Below are 20577 nucleotides of genomic sequence, written 5' to 3'. Positions count from 1 at the left end.
CGCCGCGCATCCGACAACCGCTCCACCAACAACAACCCCACACCCTCACCCCAACCCGTCCCATCCGCCGCACCCGCAAACGACTTACAACGACCATCAACCGCAAGACCCCGCTGCCGACTGAACTCAACAAAAAGATTGGGAGTCGACATCACCGTCACACCACCAGCCAACGCCAGGTCACACTCCCCCTGCCGCAACGCCTGCGCCGCCAAATGCAAAGCGACCAACGACGACGAACACGCCGTGTCCACCGTCACCGCCGGCCCCTCGAGGCCGAGGGAGTAGGCCACGCGGCCGGAGGCCACGCTGCCGGCGTTGCCGTTGTTGAGGTAGGCACCGACGTCTTCGGAGATTTCGCCGAGTCGGATGGCGTAGTCGCTGTACATGACTCCGGAGAAGACGCCGGTACGGGTGCCGCGGACCGACGTGGGATCGATGCCAGCCCGCTCGAACGCCTCCCACGACGTCTCCAACAGCAGGCGCTGCTGCGGGTCCATCGCCAGCGCCTCACGCGGACTGATCCCGAAGAAGGCGGCATCGAAGTCGGCCGCGTCGTGCACGAACGCGCCCTGGTCGGCGTAGAACTTGCCGGGCTGGCCGGGTTCGGGATCGTAGAGGCGCTCGATGTCCCAGTCGCGGTCCAGGGGCAGGCCCGCGACGGTGTCGACCTGGTCGGAGACGACACGCCACAGATCTTCGGGCGAGCGCACGCCGCCCGGGTAGCGGCAGGCCATCGCCACGATGGCGATCGGCTCGTCGGCGGCTATCGGCGCGCCGGTGGTGGGTCCCGTCGAGGGGTCGGCGCCGAAGATTTCGCGCTGGAGGTGGGCGGCAAGGGCCGCCGGGTTGGGGTGGTCGAAGATGAGCGTGGCGGGCAGCCGGAGGCCGGTCGCCGCGTTGAGCCGGTTGCGCAGTTCGAGCGCGGTGAGTGAGTCGAAGCCCAGGTCTTTGAACGCTTGCGCGGCCGGTACCGCGGCGGCCGACTGGTATTTGAGGACCGCTGCCACCTGCTCTCCGACGAGGGCGAGCAGGGCCGCTCCGCGCTCGGTCGGGGCGAGCCTGTGCAGTTCCGGCAGGGGTTCGGCGGTGCCGGACGCGGCCCGTGCCCTGATGGGCTGGGGAAGGATGGCGTGCAGCAGCGGCGGAACCAGATCACGTGGGGTGCGGCGCAACGCGCGTAGGTCCAGGCGGATCGGCACTGTCAGCGCTTCGGGTGCCGTGACCGCCAGGTCGAAGAGGCGGAGCGCCTCGTCGGTGGCGAGCGGCAGGACGCCGGCGCCGGCCATCCGTGCGACGTCGGCTTCGGTGAGGTGGCCGGTCATGCCGCTGCGCTGTGCCCAGAATCCCCAGGCGAGCGAGGTCGCCGGCAGGCCCTGATCGCGGCGGTGCTGGGCGAGCGCGTCGAGGTAGGCGTTCGCCGCGGCGTAGTTGCCCTGCCCGGGGCTGCCGAGCAGGCCGGCCGCCGCGGAGAAGAGGACGAAGGCTTTGAGGTCTCTGGTCAGCTCGTGCAGGTGCCGGGCACCGTCGGCCTTGGCCGCCAGGACGGTGTCCAATCGCTGCGGCGACAGCTGCTCCACCACGCCGTCGTCCAGGGTCCCGGCCGCGTGCACCACCGCGGACAAGCCCGGCAGACTCTCCACCAGAGCGGCGACCTGCGCCCGGTCGGACACGTCACAGGCCACCGTCCGGATCCGCGGGCCGAAGTCCGCACCCGTGTCTCCTCGCCTTCCGGCGAGCACCACCTCGGCCACGCCGTGGCGCTCCACGAGATGCCTGGCGAGCAGGCCACCCAGCGCGCCGGTGCCGCCGGTCACCAGCACCACGTCACCCAGGGCGCCGGCAGCCGGCTCCTCGGCGTCGATTCTCACCAGCCGGGGCTCGAACACCGCGCCGTCCCGAACCGCCGTCTGTGGGCGCCCAGAAGCCGCGACCGGGTCACCGTCGACCAGCTCGATGCGGCCGGGATGTTCCGACTGCGCCGACCGCACCAGGCCCCACACGGCCGCGTGCGGCAACGATCGCACGGGCTCACCGGCCACCGAGACTGCGCCGTCGGTCACCACGACCAACCGGTCGGCCTCCGAGGACACGAACTCCTGCAGCCGCGCCAGAACCTCGCCCAGCACCGCGCGGACATCACCGTCGCCGACCCGCAGCACATCGCCGGAGGTGCCGGCAGCGCCCGCTTCGGCCGGAACCCACCGCACCGCGTAGAGCGGCTCGGCGGGGGCGGCGAGCCGGGACATGTCGACCGGGCGGAGCGTGAGGGAGGCGACGGACGCCACGGGCGACCCGGCAGGGTCGGCGACCTCGACCGAGACCCGCTCGGGGCTGTGGCGGCGCAGGTGGACGCGGAGGGCGGTGGCGCCGGTCGCGTGCAGGCGGACGCCTTGGAAGGCGAACGGCAGCCGCGCGGTGTCCGCTTCCTCGCCGCCGTTGAGCAGTAGGCCGTGCAGGGCGGCGTCGAGGAGCGCCGGGTGCAGGCCGTACAGCGCCGCGTCGTCGGTGACGGTGTCGGTCTCGGGGAGTACGGCCTCGGCGTAGACGTCGTCGCCGCTGATCCAGGCGGCCCGCAGCCCGCGGAAGGTGGGACCGTAGTGATAGCCGGCGTCGGCCAGGCGGTCGTAGAGGTCGTCGAGCGCCACCGGGCGCGCCTGAGGCGGGGGCCAGGCGCCGGACAGGTCCTCGCCGCCCGTTCCTTCGGCGGTCGCGGAGAGCAGGCCGGCGGCGTGCCGGACCGGTTGTCCCGACTCGTCGAGGGAGGAGACGGTCAGCTCCCGGTCTCCGTCGTCGTCGGGTTCGCCAACCCAGACCTGCACCTGCGCGGGCACCGGCAGCGGGGCGTGCAGGGTGAGTTCGCGGAGGTAGGGCGTGCCCACCTCGTCACCGGCGCGGACGGCCAGCTCCACGAAGCCGGTGCCGGGCAGGATCGCGGTCTCGCCGGCTATGTGGTCGGCAAGCCAGGGCAGGGTGTCGGTGGAGAGCGAGCCGCTGAGCAGGCGTCGGCCGCCGTCACCGGCGGCGGTCGCGGTGAGCATGGGGTGGCTCAGGGCCTGTAGTCCGAATGCCTGTGCGTCGCCGGCGGTCGAGCCGCCTCCGATCCAGTAGCGCTGGTGTTGGAAGGGGTAGGTGGGCAGGTCAGCAGGAGCGATGCCGGCGAACTGGGTGGCCCAGTCGATCGGGACGCCCTGCACCCACGCCTCCGCCGCCGACCGCACCACCCGGTCCCAACCGCCTTCGGTACGGCGCAACGTCCCCACCACCACCGGGGCGTCAATGTTGTACGTCAACACCGGATGGGCGCTGGACTCCACGAACACGTCGAACCCGTCACCGGTCAACGCCTGAACCGCGTCGGCGAACCGCACCGTCGAGCGGAGGTTCGTGAACCAGTACTCGGCGTCGAGCTGCACGCTCTCGTCGAGCAGCGCCCCGGTGAGGGTGGAGTACATCGGGAGCACACCCGGCTGTGACGTGATCCCGGCCAGGGCGGTGAGCAGTTCCTCGCGGATGACGTCGACCTGGGCGGTGTGCGACGCATAGTCCACCGGCACCAACCGGGCCCGCACCCCGCGCTGCTCACACCCGGCAACCAACGCCTGCACCTCCGCAGGATCACCACCAACAACCACCTGCGACGGGCCGTTGACCGCAGCCACACTCAACCCGTCGGTCAACAACACCTGCACCTCAGCGGCAGGCAGACCAACCGAGGCCATCGCCCCGGCACCTGCCAACCGCTGACCAACGATCCGGGACCGCAGCACCACCACCCGCAACGCGTCTTCCAATGACAGCCGACCGGCGATGTAGGCGGCGGCGATCTCACCTTGTGAATGCCCGACGACGGCCGCGATCGGCAGGCCGAGGGACTGCCAGATCCGCGCCAGACCGGCCATCACCACGAACGAGACCGGCTGCACCACATCCACCCGGTCCAGATCACCACCACGCAACACCGAAGTCAGCGAGAAATCCACCAACGGCTCACACTCCGCCACCCACGCGGCGAACACCGGCGACTCATCAAGCAACTGCCCGCCCATACCGACCCACTGCGCCCCTTGGCCGGGGAAAACCAACACCACACGATCCCGCGACGCCACGGCGGTGCCCTCGATCAGCTCGTCACCGACCCGCACCGCCCGATCCTCGAACACCGACCGCCGCACCAACGCAGCACCGGTAGCGGCCGAGTCATCCGTAACCCGCTCGCGCAGCGCGGCCAAAGCCGCCTGACCACGCGCCGAGAACACCAACGGCACAACAGGCAACTCAGGCGACACCACACCCGCGGCCTCAGCCGCAGGCGCCTGCTCAACGATCACGTGCGCATTCGTCCCCGACATGCCGAAAGCCGAGACACCGGCCCGCCGCGGCCGATCCACCTCCGGCCACTCCCGGGACGACGTCAAGAGCGAGACGGCACCGGCCGACCAGTCCACGTGCGGCGTCGGCTCGTCCGCGTGCAGAGTGGCCGGAAGCGCGCCGTACCGCATCGCCTGGACCATCTTGATCACGCCCGCGACGCCGGCCGCCGCCTGGGTGTGACCGATGTTCGACTTGATCGATCCGAGCCACAGCGGCTCGGTCCGGTTCTGGCCGTAGGTGGCCAGCAGGGCGCGCGCCTCGATCGGGTCACCCAGCGTGGTACCGGTGCCGTGCGCCTCCACCACGTCCACATCGGCCGGGGACAGACGCGCGTTCGCCAGGGCCTGCAGGATGACGCGTTCCTGGGATGGCCCGTTCGGCGCGGTCAGGCCGTTCGACGCGCCGTCCTGATTGACCGCGCTACCACGAATCACGGCCAGCACCCGATGACCGTTGCGTTCCGCGTCCGAAAGCCGCTCCAGCACGATCACACCGACACCCTCACCCCAACCGGTGCCGTCCGCCTCCGCCGAGAACGCCTTGCACCGCCCGTCCGGCGACAAACCCCGCTGCCGACTGAACTCGACGAAGACGGCGGGCGACGACAGGACCGCGACACCGCCGGCCAGCGCGAGCGAGCACTCCCCCGACCGCAGCGACTGCGCGGCCAGGTGGATCGCGACAAGCGACGACGAACAGGCGGTGTCCACGGTCATCGCAGGACCTTCAAGCCCGAGCGTGTACGCCACCCGCCCCGAAAGCACACTCCCGGCGTTGCCGGTCATCACGTGACCCTCGAAGCCCTCGACACCAGCCAGTCCGGTGAGATAGTCCTGGCCGCCCGCGCCGACGAACACACCGGTGCGACTGCCACGCAGGGCGGTGGGGCTGAGTCCGGTGCGCTCGACCGCCTCGTAGGCCACCTCCAGCAGCAGCCGCTGCTGCGGATCCATGGCGAGCGCCTCGCGGGGGCTGATCCCGAAGACGGTGGGGTCGAAGTCGTACGCGTCATAGAGGAAGCCCCCGGACCGCGTGATCGACGTGCCGGGCCGGTCGGGGTCCGGGTCGTAGAGCCGTTCCACGTCCCAGCCGCGGTCGGCCGGGAAGTCCCCGACCGCGTCGACTCCGTCGGCGGCGATCCGCCACAGCGACTCGGGCGAGTTGGCACCGGGGTAGCGGCAGCTCATACCCACGATCGCGATCGGGGCGGTCAGTCCGCCTTCCAGCTCACGCAGGCGCTGCCGGGCCTGGTGCAGCTCGGTCGCAGTCCACTTGAGGTAATCACGAAGGCTTTCCTCGCTGGCCATGCATCGCCACCCTCTTGAACATGGGGCTTTCCGGACGCCGTTGCGGGCGGCCGGGGGTCAGGGGAGCTCCGCTCCGTGATCGGACGCTATGGCCGGCGGGAGGGGCGCCGACACCCCTAACCGCCCCGATGTGCCCTTATGCACGTGCGTTGACCTGCACTGATGCACCGGGCGCGGCCCTCGCACGAGCAGGGCCAGGGCCGCGCGAGCTGGGTGAGAGCGCGGCAGAACAAGTCGAGCCGCGCGGGAGACCGACCGGGCTGGAGCGGGGTTCGGTAGGGCGGCAGGCGGCGAGGTAGAGGGGACCTCAGCAGAAACTCAGTGAGCGCCCCGAACCCGTCGGACAGCGGCCAGGAGCATCGTCCCCGCCGCCCCGCCCGCCGCGCCCCCGAGCAGCCCGCCGAGGATCGCCTGCCACCACCCGCCGTCGACCTGGAAGGTGACCGCGGGCACGGAGAATCCCAGGACGCTGAGCACGATCCCCCCGGTGGCACCGGCGACCAGCACCAGGATCAGCAGGGCCAGGGACAGTACGCCGCCCAGCGCCCCCGCGTTCCACAAGGCCCGCCGCGGCAGGGTGGTGGGCGCGCCGGGTGGTGTGCTGCGTGCCGCGGTGAGCATTCCGCAGGCGAGTGTCAGCAGGATCGCCACGATCACCATGGTGAGAGCGGCGGTGTCGGAGTCGATTAGGGGTCGAGGCCACTCGTCGGAGCCGCCAAAGAGGCCGCTCCCGCTCGAATGGCCCCTCCCGCCGGGAAGGCCCCGGAACCCGGGACCGTCCGAGGACCCACCCCCCGTGGGCAGTTTGCCACCGAACACGCCCGTGGCATTTATCGTCCACGGGGCGCCCAGGCCCGAACTCCAGCCGATGACCACCGCGTTGGGCGCGGCGAGCAGCACCGCCGCCAGGCCTTTGCCGCCTTGCCCGAACGCGGTTGCGGCGACCAGCCCGGCCAGGATGACCAGTGTGGCGCCGGCGAGCAGAACTGTGGTGACGGCGGAGAGCGCGGGACGCAGCAGGTCGCGCACCAGGCCGGGCGTAGCGTGGCTGAGCAGCCAGCACACCAGCAGGACGCCGAGGACCAGCAGGCAGCCACGCAGGGCGGTGCCGCCGACGGCTGTGGTGTATTCGAGGGTACGCCCGTCGGCCAGCAGCGTGGCGAGGCTGTGGTCGCCGGCGAGCAGGCCGCCGGGGCCGGATGGTGTGGCGGGCGGCGGGGTGGCCGAGGTTGCCGGCCGGGCGATGGTGCCGTGGCCGAGGCTGGCGGCGGTGACGAGCAGGGCCAGGTAGCTCGTCACCGCGCCGACGGCCCGCGCGGCGAGACCGGGCGGAGTCTCGCGGCGGTGATCGTGCAGCAGGAGGGCAGCGAGGACGACAGCCCCGGTGAGGGTGATGCCGAGCGGCATCGCTTGGAGCGAGCCGCCCAGGCCGCCGAGGCCACCCAGGCCGCTCAAGCCGCCGCCTTTACCGCTGATCGACAGGGTGACGTCGGTACGGCCGCCGGCCGCCAGCGCGACGAGCGCGGCGACGAGGGGCCGCAATTCGCCGAACTGGCGGGCGCCGGCGAGGGCCAACGCGGCGGCGGTCAGCGCCGTCATCGCCAGGATCGCGGCGGCACCGGCGGCGAGGCCGCGGACGAACGGCACGGCGATGCGCCTGGCTTCGCCCGCGCGCGTGTCCGCGAGGGTGGCCACGTCAGGCGTCTCGGCGCTGGAAGACCACGAACGCGGCGACGAACACCGCCGCCACGGTGCCGAGCAGCAGGGCGAATCCGCTCCACGGTGGCAGCAGGGCGGGGTCGTGGTGCACGAGCATCAGCTCCCGCGCGGCCATCGACGGCCAGTACGTGCCCATGAATTTGGCCAGGCTCTCGGGCAGGGCCGGGGTGAACGCCGGGATGAGGAAGGTGAGCGCGGTGACGATGGCGATCGCGCCGGCGGTGGCGCGTACCAGAACGCCGATTGCGACGCCGAGCAGTCCGACGGTGGCCAGGTAGAGGCCGCAGCCGACGACCGCGCGCAGTACGTGCGGGTCGCCGAGGGCGGCGTGCGGCACGTGCTGGCCGCGGAGGATGGCCTGGCCGGTGAAGAAGGAGACGAAGCCGATGAGCTCGCCGGCGATCAGTGCGACGCCGGTGAAGACGACGGTCTTCGCCGCGAGCAGGCGGCCGCGCCGGGGTACGACGGTCATGCTGGTACGGATCATCTTGGTGGCGTACTCGGAGGTCAGCACGAGCGCGCCGAGCAGGCCGACGGCGAGCTGCGCCATGATGGCGCCGGAGAGGCTGCGACCGGTCGGGTCCCAGGCCGCCTGGTCCTGCGCGGAGAGGTCGGTGTACGCCTTGGCGTCCGCGAACGTGATGATGCAGCCCAGCCCGATACCGAGCACCACGGCGGCGACAAGCGTGTACCAGGCGGAGCGCAGCGTGCGGATCTTGACCCATTCGGATCGCATGGCATGCCCCAGCGTGCTGGGCCGGTGTGTCGTCTCGGTCGCGCTCATCGCACCAGGTCCTGCCGTTGGATGGGTCCGGCGGCGGCGGAGTATTCGACGCTGTCGCGGGTGAGGTCCATGAACGCGGCTTCCAGCGAGCTGCGTTGCGGTGTCAGTTCGGCGAGTGCGATCCCGGCGTCGCGGGCGAGTTCGCCGATGGCGAGGCTGTCCATTCCGGTCACTTCGAGCGTGCCGTCGCCCGGGTCGGTGACGTGGGCGCCCGCCTCGGTCAGCCGGTGGGCGAGGTCGTCTGCTTCGGGCGTACGAACGACAACGCTGTGAATGCCCTGTGACCGCATGAACGTTTCGGTCGGCTTGTCCACGATGAGCCGGCCCCGGCCGATGATGACCAGGTGGTCCGCGGTGAGTGCCATCTCGCTCATCAGGTGGCTGGAGACCAGGACGGTGCGCCCGTCGGCGGCGAGGCCGCGCATGAGGTTGCGGATCCAGAGCACGCCTTCGGGGTCGAGGCCGTTGACGGGCTCGTCGAACATCAGGACCGCGGGGTCGCCGAGCAGGGCGGCGGCGATGCCCAGCCGCTGGCTCATGCCGAGCGAGAAGGTACCGACCCGCTTCTTGGCGACACCGGCGAGGCCGACCTGTTCGAGTACCTCGGTGACCCGCCTGCGGGGTATGCCGTTGCTGTACGCCAGGCAGAGCAGGTGATCGGCCGCCGTGCGGGACCCGTGTACGGCCCGCGCGTCGAGCAGCGCGCCCACCTCGCGCATCGGGGCGGGCAGCCGGTCGTAGCGCCTGCCGTTGGTGGTGACGGTGCCACTGGTGGGCGCGGCCAGTCCGAGGATCATCCGCATGGTGGTGGTCTTGCCGGCGCCGTTGGGGCCGAGGAAGCCGGTGACGACGCCGGGTTGTACGGAGAAGCTGAGGTCGTCCACCACGGTCTGGTCGCCGTAGCGCTTCGTCAGCCGCGATAGCTCGATCATCGCCGGTCTCCGGTCTCCGCGGAGGCCACGGCCTGCTGCTTCGTGAGCCCGTCGTCGGCGGCGTCGCCCGCGTCGGCGGGGGCCGGGTCGGCCTCCGGTCCGGCGGTCGTCGCGGCGATCCGGGAGGGCCACCAGAAGGCGCGGCCCATCAGCACGGTCAGCGCCGGGACGAGCAGCGACGAGACCAGGACGGCGGAGATGAGGATGCCGACCGCGACTGCGAAGCCCATCTCGGCGAGCAGGGAGACGCCGGCGAGCATCAGTGAGGAGAACGTGCCGGCGAGGATGACGGCCGCGGCGACCGCCGTGGGCCCGGTGCGGCGGATGGCGAGGCGGGCGGCCTCGCGGGGGCTGCGGCCTTCGCGTGTCTCGTCGCGCAGCCGGTCGACTATCAGGATGTTGTAGTCGGTGCCGATCGCGACGACGAACAGGTACATGAAGATGGGGACGTTGAAGATGATGCCGTCCTTTCCCAGCCCCTCCTGCATGACAAGCACCGACGCGCCGAGCGTGGCGAGGTAGCTGAGGCCGACCAGCACCATCAGCAGCACGGCGGCGACGACGCTGCGCAGCAGGGCGAGCAGGACCAGCGCGGTCAGGACGGCGGCGAGCGGGAAGACGACTGAGTAGTCGCGGTTGACCGCGCTGCGGATGTCGGCGAACGTCGCGGTCGGGCCGCCGAGCAGGGCGTGCGTGCCGGCCGGGGCCGCCCGGTCCGCGGCCGGTCGGAGCACGTCGGCGACGGTGTCGACCGCCTGCGGGCTGCCGGAGTCGTGGTCGAGCAGCAGGCTGATCTTGGCGACGGTGCGGTCCGCGCCGTACTCGGCGGGTCCGGCCTGCCCGACACCGGCGACCTCGGCGAGCTTGGACCGGAATCCGTCGACGGCGGCCTGGTCCAGCGGCTGCTTGTCGTCGCTGACCAGCAGGGCGGAGGTCGGGTTGAGCGCGCCGACCGGGAAGCCGCGCTGCAGGTCTTTCAGGGCGATCGCGGATTCGGTGTTCTGCGGGAGGCCGGCGTTGTAGTCGTAGCTGGCCTGGAAGCGCAGCCCGCCGAGCGAGAGCAGGGCGAGGACGACGAACGCGGCGGCGCTGAGCAGGCCGGCCCGGCCGACGATCAGGTTGCTGAGCTTGGCCGACGTGCGGGCGGCGGGCTCCCGCTGCCAACTCTTGGAGGGCCAGAACACCTTGGGCCCGAGCAGCGAGACGACGGCCGGGAGCAGGGTGAGCGCCGTGATCACCGTGGCGGCCACCGCGATGGCGAGGGCCGGTCCCTGCGCCTTGAACGAGCCGAACGAGGAGAAGGCGAGCGTGCTGAAGGCGATCACGATCGCCGCGCCGGCCGAGGTGATCACCTTGGCCACCCGGGCGGTCGCGTGGATCAGGGCGGTGCGGGGCTCCTCGCCGGCGCGCAGGCGCTCGCGGTAGCGGAAGAGCAGGAAGAGCAGGTAGTCGGTGCCGACGCCGAAGAGTACGACGGTCACCCAGACGGTGACCGACTGCTCGGCGGTCAGGTTGAAGATCCGCTGGGCGATGCCGATCAGCTTGATCGAGACGAAGACCAGCGCGCCGATCGTCACCATGGGCAGCAGGGCCGCGATCGGGCTCCGGAAGATCAACAGCTGCAGGACGATGATCAGCACGATCGTCGCCAGCGCGATGACCTGCTCGGCGGAGGCGAAGGCGTCCTCCGCGTCGATGACGATGCCGACGTCGCCGGTCATGCCGGCCTTCAGGGCGGTGCCGTCGAACAGCGGGGCGGCGGCGGCCCGCAGCGCCCGGCCGGCCTCCTGGGTGCCGGGGTCGCTCTGCTGCCCGTCGACCGTGGCCTGGAGGAGCTGGACGAGCCCGTTCTGCGAGACCGTCTCCTTGCCCGCCTGCACGTCGGTGACGTGCGGGATCGCCTTGTCGCGCAGCTGGCCGGCGATCCGCTCCACGAGCTGCTGGTCGTCGCTGGTCAGCGCCGCACCGTCGCGACGCTGCACCACGAACGTGCCCGCGCTGCCGCCGCCGCTCTCGGCGAACGCGGCGTCCTGCACCTTGCCGGCCTGGACGGACCCGTAGTGGGCGGGCAGGAACTCGGACTGGTCGTTGCTGGACGACAGACCGGGCCCGAAGACCCCGACGAGGACCGCGACGATCAGCCAGGCGCCGATCGTCCACCACGGGTGGCGGACCACCCCTCGTGCCAACGTTGCGAACATCAGGCTCGTCCTCCAACCGCGCCGCCGGCCACGGCACCGCCTGCCGCTACGTGGCCCAGCCGATCATGTGGAGTTGAAGTGGCCGTGTGGTGGCCTTTCGAGTTCTGTGAGAGTTCGCGACCGGGGCGGGCGGTGCGTTACTCGGCGACCCGGGTACGCGTCGTCCAGCGGTACACGACCTGCCGCTCGCCGTGGCGGTCGACCACCTCGTCGGTGCGCTCGAACTGCTCGTACCCACCCATGAATTGGATCTTGACTTTGTCCTGCCCGCCGTCGACCAGGCACTGCCGCGACGAGGAAGGGAGATCGGACGGACCGCCTTGCAGAAGCGCGGCGACAGCGGGGCCGATGACGTCAGCCATTGTCAACACCTCCGTGCTAGGACCTTGACGACGAGGATGCGGGCAGCGCGGGGGCCGGGGACACCCGTAGCGCACCCCTAGGGCTTCACAAGGTTTTCGCAGAGAACACTCAACGGCTCCCGATCGCGGGCGCGCCCGGAGCGGGCAGAATGGGTCACGCCAGCACTGCGACCGATGATCCAGAGGGGGGCGACGAGTTGTGATAGCGCCGGATCAGCCGACCGACGGCGCCCTGACGACCGACCCGCCACGAATCCTCGTCGTCGACGACGAGTTCTTCCTCGCCGACCTGGTCGCGTCCGCCCTGCGCTACGCGGGTTTCGCGTCGACGAGCGCGGGCGACTGCGCCGAGGCCGAGGCCGCCGTGGCCCGCGACCGGCCCGATCTCATCATTCTCGACGTGCTGCTGCCCGACGGCTCCGGCATCGACCTGTGCCGGCGACTGCGTGAGCAGGGCGTCCTCGCCCCGGTGATCTTCCTGACCGCCCGGCGCACGGTCGCCGACAAGATCGAGGGCTTGAGCGTCGGCGGCGACGACTACCTGACCAAGCCGTTCAGCCTCGACGAGCTCATCGCCCGGGCCCGGGCCATCCTGCGCCGGTTGCAGCAGGCCCCGCCGGCGCCGGCATCGCGGGAGGGCGGCAGCCTGAGCTACGCCGACCTGGTGATCGACGAGGAGGCGCACGTGGTGCGTCGGCGCGACGTCGTGATCGAGCTGAGCCCCACGGAGTTCAACCTGCTGCGCTTCCTGGTGCAGAATGCCGGGCGCGTGGTTTCCAAGCAGCAGATCGTCGACAATGTGTGGGAGTACGACTTCGGCGGCAACCACGGCGTGGTGTCGACGTACATCAGCTACCTGCGCCGCAAGGTCGACCAGTTCGACCCGCCGCTGATCCAGACGATCCCCCGGGTCGGCTACACGCTGCGGCTGCCCGCCGAGTGAGCGGCCGGTTGGGCGGCATGAGCCTGCGGGGACGGCTCATCGCTCTGGTGGCGGTACTACTGGCGGCCGGGATGAGCGTCGCCGCGCTGGCCACCCTCGCGGCGCTGCGATACTTCCTGGTCACCCGCACCGACAACCAGCTCGACCAGCTGAACACGGCTCTCGTGTCCCAGATGAACGACGGCGGCGGGGCAATTCCGTCCAATTCGCTGGGCGGGCGGCTGCCCAATGCCGGCGGGCAGCCGTTCGTGCTGCTGCGGGTGCTCACGCCGGACGGCAGCCCGATGCTGGACCTACAGAATCCGGGCGCCGCCGCGTCGGCGATACCGCTGCGGCCGGCGGCATCCAGCCCCGACAGCGGGGACGGCGCGGTGTACGCGACGGTCACGCTTACCGATCAGCAGCCGCAGGAGTGGCGGGTGCGGTCCGGCTGGCTGCCCGGCCGCAAGGCGATCCTGCAGGTGGGGCTGCCACTGACCGAGTACCAGGAGGTGAACCGGCGGCTCATCGACACGGTGGTGGCCACGACGGCCGTCATCCTCGCCGCCATGCTGGTGATCGCCTGGTGGGTGATCGGGCGCGGCACCCGCCCGCTGGACCGGATCGCCGAGGTGGCCGCGGACATCGGCGCCGGTCACCTGGATCGGCGGGTGCAGCCCGGCCGTCCCAACACGGAGATCGGGCGGCTCAGCACCGCGCTCAACGCCATGCTGATGCAGATCCAGACCGCGTTCCAGGAGCGGCAGACCTCCGAGGAACGGCTACGTCGGTTCGTCGCCGACGCCTCACACGAACTCAACACGCCGGTGGCGACCATCCGCGGCTACGCCGAGCTGTTCCGGCACGGCGCGGGCGCCCGGCAGGCCGACCTCGAGGTCACCATGCGGCGCATCGAGTCCGAGGCGACCCGGATGGGTCAGCTGGTCAACGAGCTGCTGGTGCTGGTGAAGCTGGACGAGGGGCGCCCGCTCGACCGCGATCAGGTCGACCTGACCCACCTGGCGACCGAGGCGGTGGCGGACGCGCGCGCCATCGAGCCCGGCCGCCCGCTGAGCGTGCGGGCACCGGGCTCGCTCGTGATCTCGGCTGACGAGCTGCGCCTGCGGCAACTGCTGGCCAACCTGCTCTCCAACGTACGCCGCCACACCCCGCCCGGCACCGCCGCCGAGGTGCGGATCTCGGCCGACGACGACCTCGCCGTGATCGAGGTCGCCGACGACGGACCGGGTCTGTCCGAAGAGGACCAGAGCCGGGTGTTCGAACGCTTCTACCGCAGCGCCGCCTCGCGCGGACGCCAGCGGGAGGGTTCCGGTATCGGCCTGGCCATCGTCGCGGCGATCGCCGAGGCGCACGGCGGTACGGCGCGGGTGAGCTCCGCGCCTGGCGAGGGCACCACGTTCACCGTGCGCCTCCCCCGCCAGGAGCCGGATTGACTCAGCCGATCATGTTGTAGCCCTGGAAGCCGGTGGCGACGACGACGGGCTCGGCGTAGGTGTCCAGCGGCCGGGCCGGGTCGAATCCGCCCCGGTGCGCGAAGGCGTAGAGGGTGCCGTCCGGCGCGAGCCCGAGCAGGTCGGGGTGGCCGTCGCCGGTGAGGTCGGTGAGCGTGATGGTCAGCATCCCGGCCCAGCCGCGCGACAGCACGTGACGGCGCGGCGGACCGACCGGCTCGCCGTCGTCGTCGGCGCCCTCGGCGAACAGGTGGTAGAGGACCAGTTCGTCGTCGGAGGCCTCGGCGAGCAGGTCGGGGTGGCCGTCACCGGTCACGTCGGCGATGCCGAACGGCACTTCGCCGTCGCCGATGGTGGCGATGTGCTTGGGCGGTGCGAACGTGTTCATCCCGTCCAGCCCTTGGTTGATCATGGAGTGCACCTCGTTCGTGCCCTGCAGGCGGCCGAAGCAGTCGGTGCGGCCGTCGCCGAAGATGTCGGCGAGCGCGATGGTGTCGTAGGAGATGTCCGGCGACAGCTTGCCGCCGATGTGGATGCCCTCCTCGGCGAGCGTCTGCAGGCCGTTCAGGCCGCCCTGGTTGAGGTAGACGCGGACCTGGTCGTCGCCCGTGTTGACGAGCACGTCGGCGAAGCCGTTGCCGGTGAAGTCGCCGGCGCCGATCCACCGGCTGTACATGTCCATGCCGGTGCGGATCAGTACCGGGGCACCGAAGGTGTCGGTCCCGGCGAGCTGCCCGCTGTGCGGGTAGACCAGGAGCTCTCCCGTGGCCGGGTTGCGCGCCAGCACGTCGCGCCGCCCGTCACCGTTGAACGATCCGCAGTTGCCCGCGTAGATCCTCATGCAGCTTCTCCCTGCTGTGCAGCCCAGTCGTCATGACCCTCCATGAATAAGGCACAGTGCCGTCGATCACCCACCCCTATCGACCCCGGAACACCGCGGCACCCGCGGCTACGGCTTTCCCGCCGACGTTGTGAGTTCCATTAGAGCGGCGCGAGAGTGTGCTTAGAATTTGATGATCAATATTGCTTCGCGGCACCGGAAATACCAGAATGCGGCACAACGAATCTCGCTTCGGTGATCAACAAGACTCGTCGTCGATATGGGTGTTTCACAGGCATCTGACCCGACTTCTCCGACCGTTGCTTCGCCAGTACGCCCGTGGCAGAATGGCGAAGCGCTACCGTCTACCGCCCCTCCGGTGACCGAGAGTAATGTCGTCCGTCAATCACTCCAGAGTGACACTCGACACATTAGAGCCGCGTGATCCGACGCAGTGAAACGGCGAGGAGTAAGCGGAAAGGAAGTCTCGAGCCGTCCGAAATCGTGCCAGGAAATATTCGGGGGAATATCCTTAATGGCGATTGTCGAACGTGAAGAACACATTGACATCCTACTGCGCGCGCTCACCGAGGCCACCCACGGCGCCGGGCAGATCATCACCATCGGTGGCGACCCCGGGACGGGGAAGACGGAATTGCTGCAACGCCTGGCCGCGGACGCGGAACGGGCCGGCGCGCTGGTGCTGACCGCGGCCGGCTCGCGCGCCGAAGTGACCCTCCACATGGGAATCGTCCGGCAGTTGTTCCAGCAGGCCGCCAAAGCCTCCTCGGCCACCGGCGAGCTGGCCCGGCTGCTCGAGGACGGCGCCCTCACCTCCGCGCTCACCGCCGGAAGCGACCACGCCACCGACCAGCCGGCCGGCCCGGTCGTCGACGTCCTCTGCGCCGCCCTGCTCGATCCGGCCCGCGACCGTACCGTGGTGATCTGCGTCGACGACGTCCAGTACGCGGACGACGCCTCGATTCACTGTCTGTTGTCGCTCGCCGCGCAGCTGCGACAGGTGCGGATGCTCATCCTCCTCGCCGAGGGCCCGGCGTGGACCCGCCCCATCGCGGCGACGCTCTCCACACCGCCGTCCGGCCGCCGCATCGACCTCGCACCCCTCACGCACGGTGGCGTCGCGGCGATCCTCGCCGTCCGGCTCGGCTGCGTGCCCGGCCCCGCCGCGATCGCCCAGGCGCACCGCCTGACCGGTGGCAACCCGCTGCTGGTGCACGCCCTGGCCGACGACACCCTGGACATCCGGGCCACCGGCGACGACACGCCGCACGCCGGCGCCGCGTACGGCCGAGGTGTGCTGCGCTGCCTGCACCGCACCACACCGGCGATGCTCTCCGCCGCCCACCTCATCGCCGTGCTCGACGACGTGGCCGGCTCCCACACCCCGACCCAGCCGGCGCTGCTCGGGCACCTGCTCAAGCTGGATCCGACGGCGGTGGCCCGCTCGCTGGCGGCGTTGACGGCGGCAGGCCTGCTGGAACGCGGCGGCTTCCGCCACGCTGCCGCCCACGCCGCCGTCCGCGCCGACATCGACCCGGCCGTCCGCGCCGACATCCACCGCCGGGCCGCGCTCTGGCTGCACCACGCGGACGCTCCCGCCGACGCCGTCGCCCGCCACCTGGTCGCGGCCGGGCACCACGACGAGCCGTGGACCGGTGCGCTGCTCGAACAGGCGGCCGCGCAGACCGTGCTGGACGGACGGCCAGAGTTCGCGATCAGCTGCCTGCGGCTGGCTGTCCGCGCCAGCACGGACGAGCGCGACCGGGCCCGTCTGTCGGTGCTGCACGCCCAGGCGGAGTGGCGCATGGACCCGGGCAGCGTCCGGGCCCGGCTGCCCGAGCTCATCGCCATCGTGCGGACCGGCTGGCTGACCCCCCGATACTCGATCATCGCGGCCAAGCTGCTGCTCTGGTTCGGCCACGCCGACGACGCCCGGACGGCGCTGCGCTCGGCGCGGGACGCGAGCGCCGAACTCGGCCGCTCCCGGGCCTGGTTGATCACCTGGCATCCGGCCCTCGCGCCCATGCTGCCCGCACCACCCGACACCGGTGTCGCGGCCGCCGAACGGGCCCTGGAGCGCCTCCGCCGCGACGACGAGGCGATGGAGGCAGCCGCCACGGCGCTGCTGCACCTCGTCTGGGCCGACCGGTCCGACCGCGTCCTGGCCTGGTACGCCGAAGTCGGCGACGCCGACCTGAACCGGCTGGTGCCGACCTGGCGTGCCATCCTGACCGCGATCCGCGCCGAGGCCGCGCTCCGGCTCGGCGACCTGCGCGAGGCACAGCGGCTCGCCCGGGCGGCGCTACAGGGCGTCGCCGCGCACGACTGGGGCATCGCGGCCGGGCTGCCCCGCTCGATCCTGCTGCGCGCCGCGACCGAGATGGGCGCCTACGAGCAGGCCTCGGTGGAACTCGACCACGCCCTGCCCGAACCCGGACCACAGAGCCTCTTCGACCTGCACTACCTGCACGCCCGCGGCCGGTACGCGCTCGCCGTCGACCTGCCCCACGCCGCACTCGGTGACTTCCAGGCCTGCGGCGAGCTGATGGCCCGCTGGAACATCACCGCACCGGCTCTGGTCGCCTGGTGCGAGGGCGCCGCCTGGGCCCTGCTGGCGCTCGGCAAGTCGGGCAAGGCCGCCGAGCTCCCCCAGCGGCAGCTGCGCGACCTCGGCACCGAATACCGGCGCACCCGTGGCGCCGCGCTACGCGTGCTGGCCATGACCTGCGAGTTGTGGGCGCGGCAGCGGCTGCTCAGCGAGGCGGCGCGGGTGTTGCAGGCCTCCGGCGACCAGTTGGAACTCGCCCACACCCTCGCCGACCTCAGCAAGGTGCAGTACGCGCTCGGCGACGGCAGCCGCGGCCGGCTGGCCATGCGCCGGGCGCTGCACCTGGCCGACCAGTGCAGCGCCAGGGCGCTCAGCGAGTCGCTGCAGCCGACCCTCGTCGCCCCCGCGGTCACCGGCCGGCCCGCGGGCCAGATCGACGGCGACGAAGCCACGCCCGCGTTGAGCGACGCGGAACGGAGGGTCGCCGCGCTCGCGGTGCAGGGGCACACCAACCGGCAGATCGCGCGCAAGCTACACATCACCATCAGCACGGTCGAGCAACACCTGACCCGCAGCTACCGCAAGCTCAAGGTGAGCCGGCGCAGCGATCTGCCGCTCGGTCTGCAGCCCGGTTTCTCGGCTGACTGAAAACCCATCAAGAGCAAAGGCCGTTTCCCGTACGTACGGGGGACGGCCTTTCGCCGTCAGCCGCGTGGGAGCCTCCACGGGCTGGCTCGGCGGAGCCTCTCGCCGCCCAGCCTGTCGCCTTCCTCGCTTTCCTTGCCCTCCTTGCCTTCCCTGCCCCCTTGCCCCCCTGGCCGCGCGGCGCTCCGTCCTTTCGCCGCGCGGCTTGTCGTCTCGCTTGCCGACCTTTGGTCGGTCAGGAGCGGCCGAGCTCGTTGTTGATGAAGTCGAAGATGTCCTGGTCGGTACCACGGTCCAGGTCCGCGGCCGGCGCGGCGACCGGTGCCACGACCGTCTCCGTCAACGAGGCGAGCATCGCCTGAAGCCGCATGGTGATCCGGGCCCTGGTCACGTTGTCCGGTGTGGAGTCCGCCAGCAGCTCGGCCGCCCGCTCCAGGTCGGCGTACGCCTGTTCCCCCGCACTCTGCGCGCCCGGCAGCAGGCCGCGCAGGAAGCCGGCGAGGTCACGCGGCGTTGGATGGTCGAACACCACGGTCGCCGGCAGCGACGTACCGAACGCCGCCCCCAGCCGGTTGCGCAGCTCGACCGCGGTCAGCGAGTCGAAGCCCGCGTCCCGGAACGCCTGTGCCTCGTCGACCGTGTCCGCCGAGGCGTGCCCCAGCACCGCCGCCACCTCGGCGCGCACCACCCGCAGCAGTTCCCGCTCCTGTTCCGCGGGGTTACGGGCGGCCAGCTCGTCCAGCAGCGACGCCGCGCCGGCCTCCGGCTCGGTGTCCCCGCCGTCCCGCGCCCCCACCTCCGGCAGGTCACCGAGCAGCGCGCTCGGACGCCGGAACGTGAACGTCGGCGCGAAACGCTCCCAGTCCACGTCGGCCACCGCCAGGGCCGGAACACCCTCCGCGACGGCACGCCGCATCGCGGCCACCGCCGGATCCACCGCCATCGGCCGCAGGCCCTGCCGCAGCAGTTGCTCCCCGGTGGAGCCCTCGGCCATGCCGCCGCCGTCCCACGGGCCCCAGCCGACCGAGACCGCCGGCCGTCCGTCGGCGCGCCACTGCTCGGCCAGCGCGTCCAGGTAGGCGTTCGCGGCCGCGTATGCGCCCTGGCCGCCGCTGCCCCACACCCCGGCGACGGAGGAGAACAGCACCAGCGCCTCAAGGCCAGGCGCGGTAAGGAGCGCGTCGAGGTTCGCCGCGCCCCGCACCTTCCCGGCGGTCACCGCGGCGAAGTCGTCGAGCGTGGTCTCGTCGAGCGCCGTGTACCGGCCGACACCCGCCGTGTGCACCACCGCCGTCGGCGCGTGCCGCTCGACGACGGCGGCGAGCGCCGTACGGTCCGCGACGTCGCAGGCCTCGATCGTGACCGCCACACCGGTCGCGGCCAGTTCCACCGCCAGTTCCGGCGCACCGGGTGCGGCGGTGCCCTGGCGGCTGGTCAACACCAGCCGCTCGACACCCTCGGTGGCGAGCTTGCGGGCCACCGCACTGCCGAGCGCACCGGTCCCGCCGGTGATGAGCACGGTGCCACGCGGCTGCCACGGCGCGACCGGAACCCCGCCCACGGCCCGGGCGAGCCGGCGGACGTACGTGCCGGACTCCCGCACCGCGAGCTGATCCTCGCCGCTCTCGCGGATCGCCGCCCGCACCCGCTCCGCCGTACGCGCTCCGGGCTCGGCCGGTAGGTCCACCAGGCCGCCCCAGCGCTCCGGATGCTCCAAGGCAACCACCCGGCCGAGACCCCAGAGCTGGGCCTGGACGGGGTTACTCAGGCGATCGGCCGAGCCTGTCGACACGGCCGAACGGGTCAGGCACCACAGCGGCGCGGCCACACCCGCGTCACCGAGCGCCTGCACGAGCGCGAGCGTGGCGGCCAGTCCTGTGGTCAGCGCGGGCTGTCCCGGGTGCGGCAGGTCGTCCAGCCCGAGATACGAGATCACGCCGGTGAGGTCGTCCGCGATCGCCGCCAGCCGCTCCGCGATCGCCGCCCGGCCGTCCGTCGCGGCGTCCAGGGTCAGTTCGACCGTACGCTCCGCGAGATCCGGCAGCACCTCGACCGGGGTCGTCGGGTGGACCACCAGCCAGGTGCCGGGCAGCGGTGCGTCGCTCGGCCGGTCGCGCGTCGGAGTCCAGGTGATGCGGTAGCGCCACGAGTCGGTGCGTGACTGCTCCAGCGTCCGCTGCCGCCACCGAGACAGCGCGGGAAGGGCCGCTTCCAGTGCGGACGTTGGCTCGTCACCGACCACCGCGGCCAACTCGCCAAGGTCGCCGCGCTCGACGGCGGCCCAGAACTCGGCGTCGACAGCGTCGCTGCGGGTCTGGGCGGGCAGTTCGATCCAGAAGCGTTCTCGTTGGAACGGATACGTCGGCGCCACCGGAATCGACTCCACATCCGGTGCCGGAACGATCGCATCCCACGCGATCGGGGTCCCAGTCACGAACAACCGGGCAACCGCAGTGAGAAGAGTGACCAC

The 20577-nt window shown here is 71.6% G+C and carries 10 protein-coding genes and 1 pseudogene; 3 read left to right on the top strand and 8 right to left on the bottom strand.

Annotated elements, in window-relative coordinates; translation table 11 throughout:
* The 6 genes and pseudogenes from ACPXBU_RS34635 to ACPXBU_RS34610 all read right to left on the bottom strand — a co-directional run.
* Positions 1-5663: pseudogene (locus ACPXBU_RS34635) on the bottom strand (SDR family NAD(P)-dependent oxidoreductase); the annotation flags it as partial.
* 336 nt (positions 5664-5999) lie between these two features.
* Positions 6000-7376 (bottom strand): streptophobe family protein, encoded by a 1377-nt coding sequence (locus tag ACPXBU_RS34630; protein WP_425761377.1) that lies wholly within the window; start codon positions 7374-7376, stop codon positions 6000-6002.
* Position 7377: 1 nt separating this feature from the next.
* Positions 7378-8136, bottom strand: coding sequence for an ABC transporter permease (locus ACPXBU_RS34625; RefSeq protein WP_425761376.1), 759 nt, complete (start codon positions 8134-8136; stop codon positions 7378-7380).
* Between the two features lie 44 nt (positions 8137-8180).
* The gene (locus tag ACPXBU_RS34620) at positions 8181-9116 is read right to left on the bottom strand and encodes an ABC transporter ATP-binding protein (RefSeq protein ID WP_425761375.1); all 936 of its coding nucleotides are present in this window, start codon (positions 9114-9116) and stop codon (positions 8181-8183) included.
* A complete protein-coding gene (locus ACPXBU_RS34615) occupies positions 9113-11317 on the bottom strand; it encodes an MMPL family transporter (protein WP_425761374.1) in 2205 nt (734 codons plus the stop codon). Before ACPXBU_RS34615 ends, ACPXBU_RS34620 begins: the two co-directional genes overlap by 4 nt.
* Positions 11318-11454: 137 nt before the next feature.
* Positions 11455-11679: a DUF5988 family protein gene (locus ACPXBU_RS34610; RefSeq protein ID WP_393375975.1), complete on the bottom strand. Its 225-nt coding sequence runs from the start codon at positions 11677-11679 to the stop codon at positions 11455-11457.
* Between the two features lie 199 nt (positions 11680-11878).
* Between ACPXBU_RS34610 and ACPXBU_RS34605 the strand changes: the two genes are divergently transcribed.
* Entirely contained in the window at positions 11879-12622 is a 744-nt protein-coding gene (locus tag ACPXBU_RS34605) for a response regulator transcription factor (protein ID WP_393375972.1), read from the top strand.
* Positions 12623-12639: 17 nt separating this feature from the next.
* Positions 12640-14055 (top strand): sensor histidine kinase, encoded by a 1416-nt coding sequence (locus ACPXBU_RS34600; protein ID WP_425761373.1) that lies wholly within the window; start codon positions 12640-12642, stop codon positions 14053-14055.
* 1 nt (position 14056) lies between these two features.
* On the opposite strand, the gene ACPXBU_RS34595 is transcribed toward ACPXBU_RS34600, so the two are convergent.
* Positions 14057-14914, bottom strand: coding sequence for an FG-GAP repeat domain-containing protein (locus ACPXBU_RS34595; protein ID WP_425761372.1), 858 nt, complete (start codon positions 14912-14914; stop codon positions 14057-14059).
* A 514-nt stretch (positions 14915-15428) separates the two neighbouring features.
* Between ACPXBU_RS34595 and ACPXBU_RS34590 the strand changes: the two genes are divergently transcribed.
* Positions 15429-18110 (top strand): AAA family ATPase, encoded by a 2682-nt coding sequence (locus ACPXBU_RS34590; RefSeq protein ID WP_425761371.1) that lies wholly within the window; start codon positions 15429-15431, stop codon positions 18108-18110.
* A 232-nt stretch (positions 18111-18342) separates the two neighbouring features.
* Here the strand turns inward: ACPXBU_RS34590 and ACPXBU_RS34585 are convergent.
* Positions 18343-20577 (bottom strand): SDR family NAD(P)-dependent oxidoreductase (locus ACPXBU_RS34585; protein WP_425761370.1); only part of this gene is annotated, 2235 nt, incomplete at its 5' end.

Origin of the sequence: Micromonospora sp. DT231 (genome assembly GCF_049847025.1) — a bacterium.
In the GTDB taxonomy this organism is placed as follows: Bacteria; Actinomycetota; Actinomycetes; order Mycobacteriales; family Micromonosporaceae; genus Micromonospora.
Note: the sequence above shows the minus strand (reverse complement) of the source record. Positions and strands in the feature narration are given on the sequence as shown.

What these genes read in the sequence shown, in the direction of transcription:
- ACPXBU_RS34600 (WP_425761373.1), top strand. Translation starts at nt 12,640, where the DNA reads ATGAGCCTGCGGGGACGGCTCATCGCTCTGGTGGCGGTACTACTGGCG.
- ACPXBU_RS34610 (WP_393375975.1), bottom strand. Translation starts at nt 11,679, where the DNA reads ATGGCTGACGTCATCGGCCCCGCTGTCGCCGCGCTTCTGCAAGGCGGT.
- ACPXBU_RS34590 (WP_425761371.1), top strand. Translation starts at nt 15,429, where the DNA reads ATGGCGATTGTCGAACGTGAAGAACACATTGACATCCTACTGCGCGCG.
- ACPXBU_RS34625 (WP_425761376.1), bottom strand. Translation starts at nt 8,136, where the DNA reads ATGCGATCCGAATGGGTCAAGATCCGCACGCTGCGCTCCGCCTGGTAC.
- ACPXBU_RS34615 (WP_425761374.1), bottom strand. Translation starts at nt 11,317, where the DNA reads ATGTTCGCAACGTTGGCACGAGGGGTGGTCCGCCACCCGTGGTGGACG.
- ACPXBU_RS34620 (WP_425761375.1), bottom strand. Translation starts at nt 9,116, where the DNA reads ATGATCGAGCTATCGCGGCTGACGAAGCGCTACGGCGACCAGACCGTG.
- ACPXBU_RS34595 (WP_425761372.1), bottom strand. Translation starts at nt 14,914, where the DNA reads ATGAGGATCTACGCGGGCAACTGCGGATCGTTCAACGGTGACGGGCGG.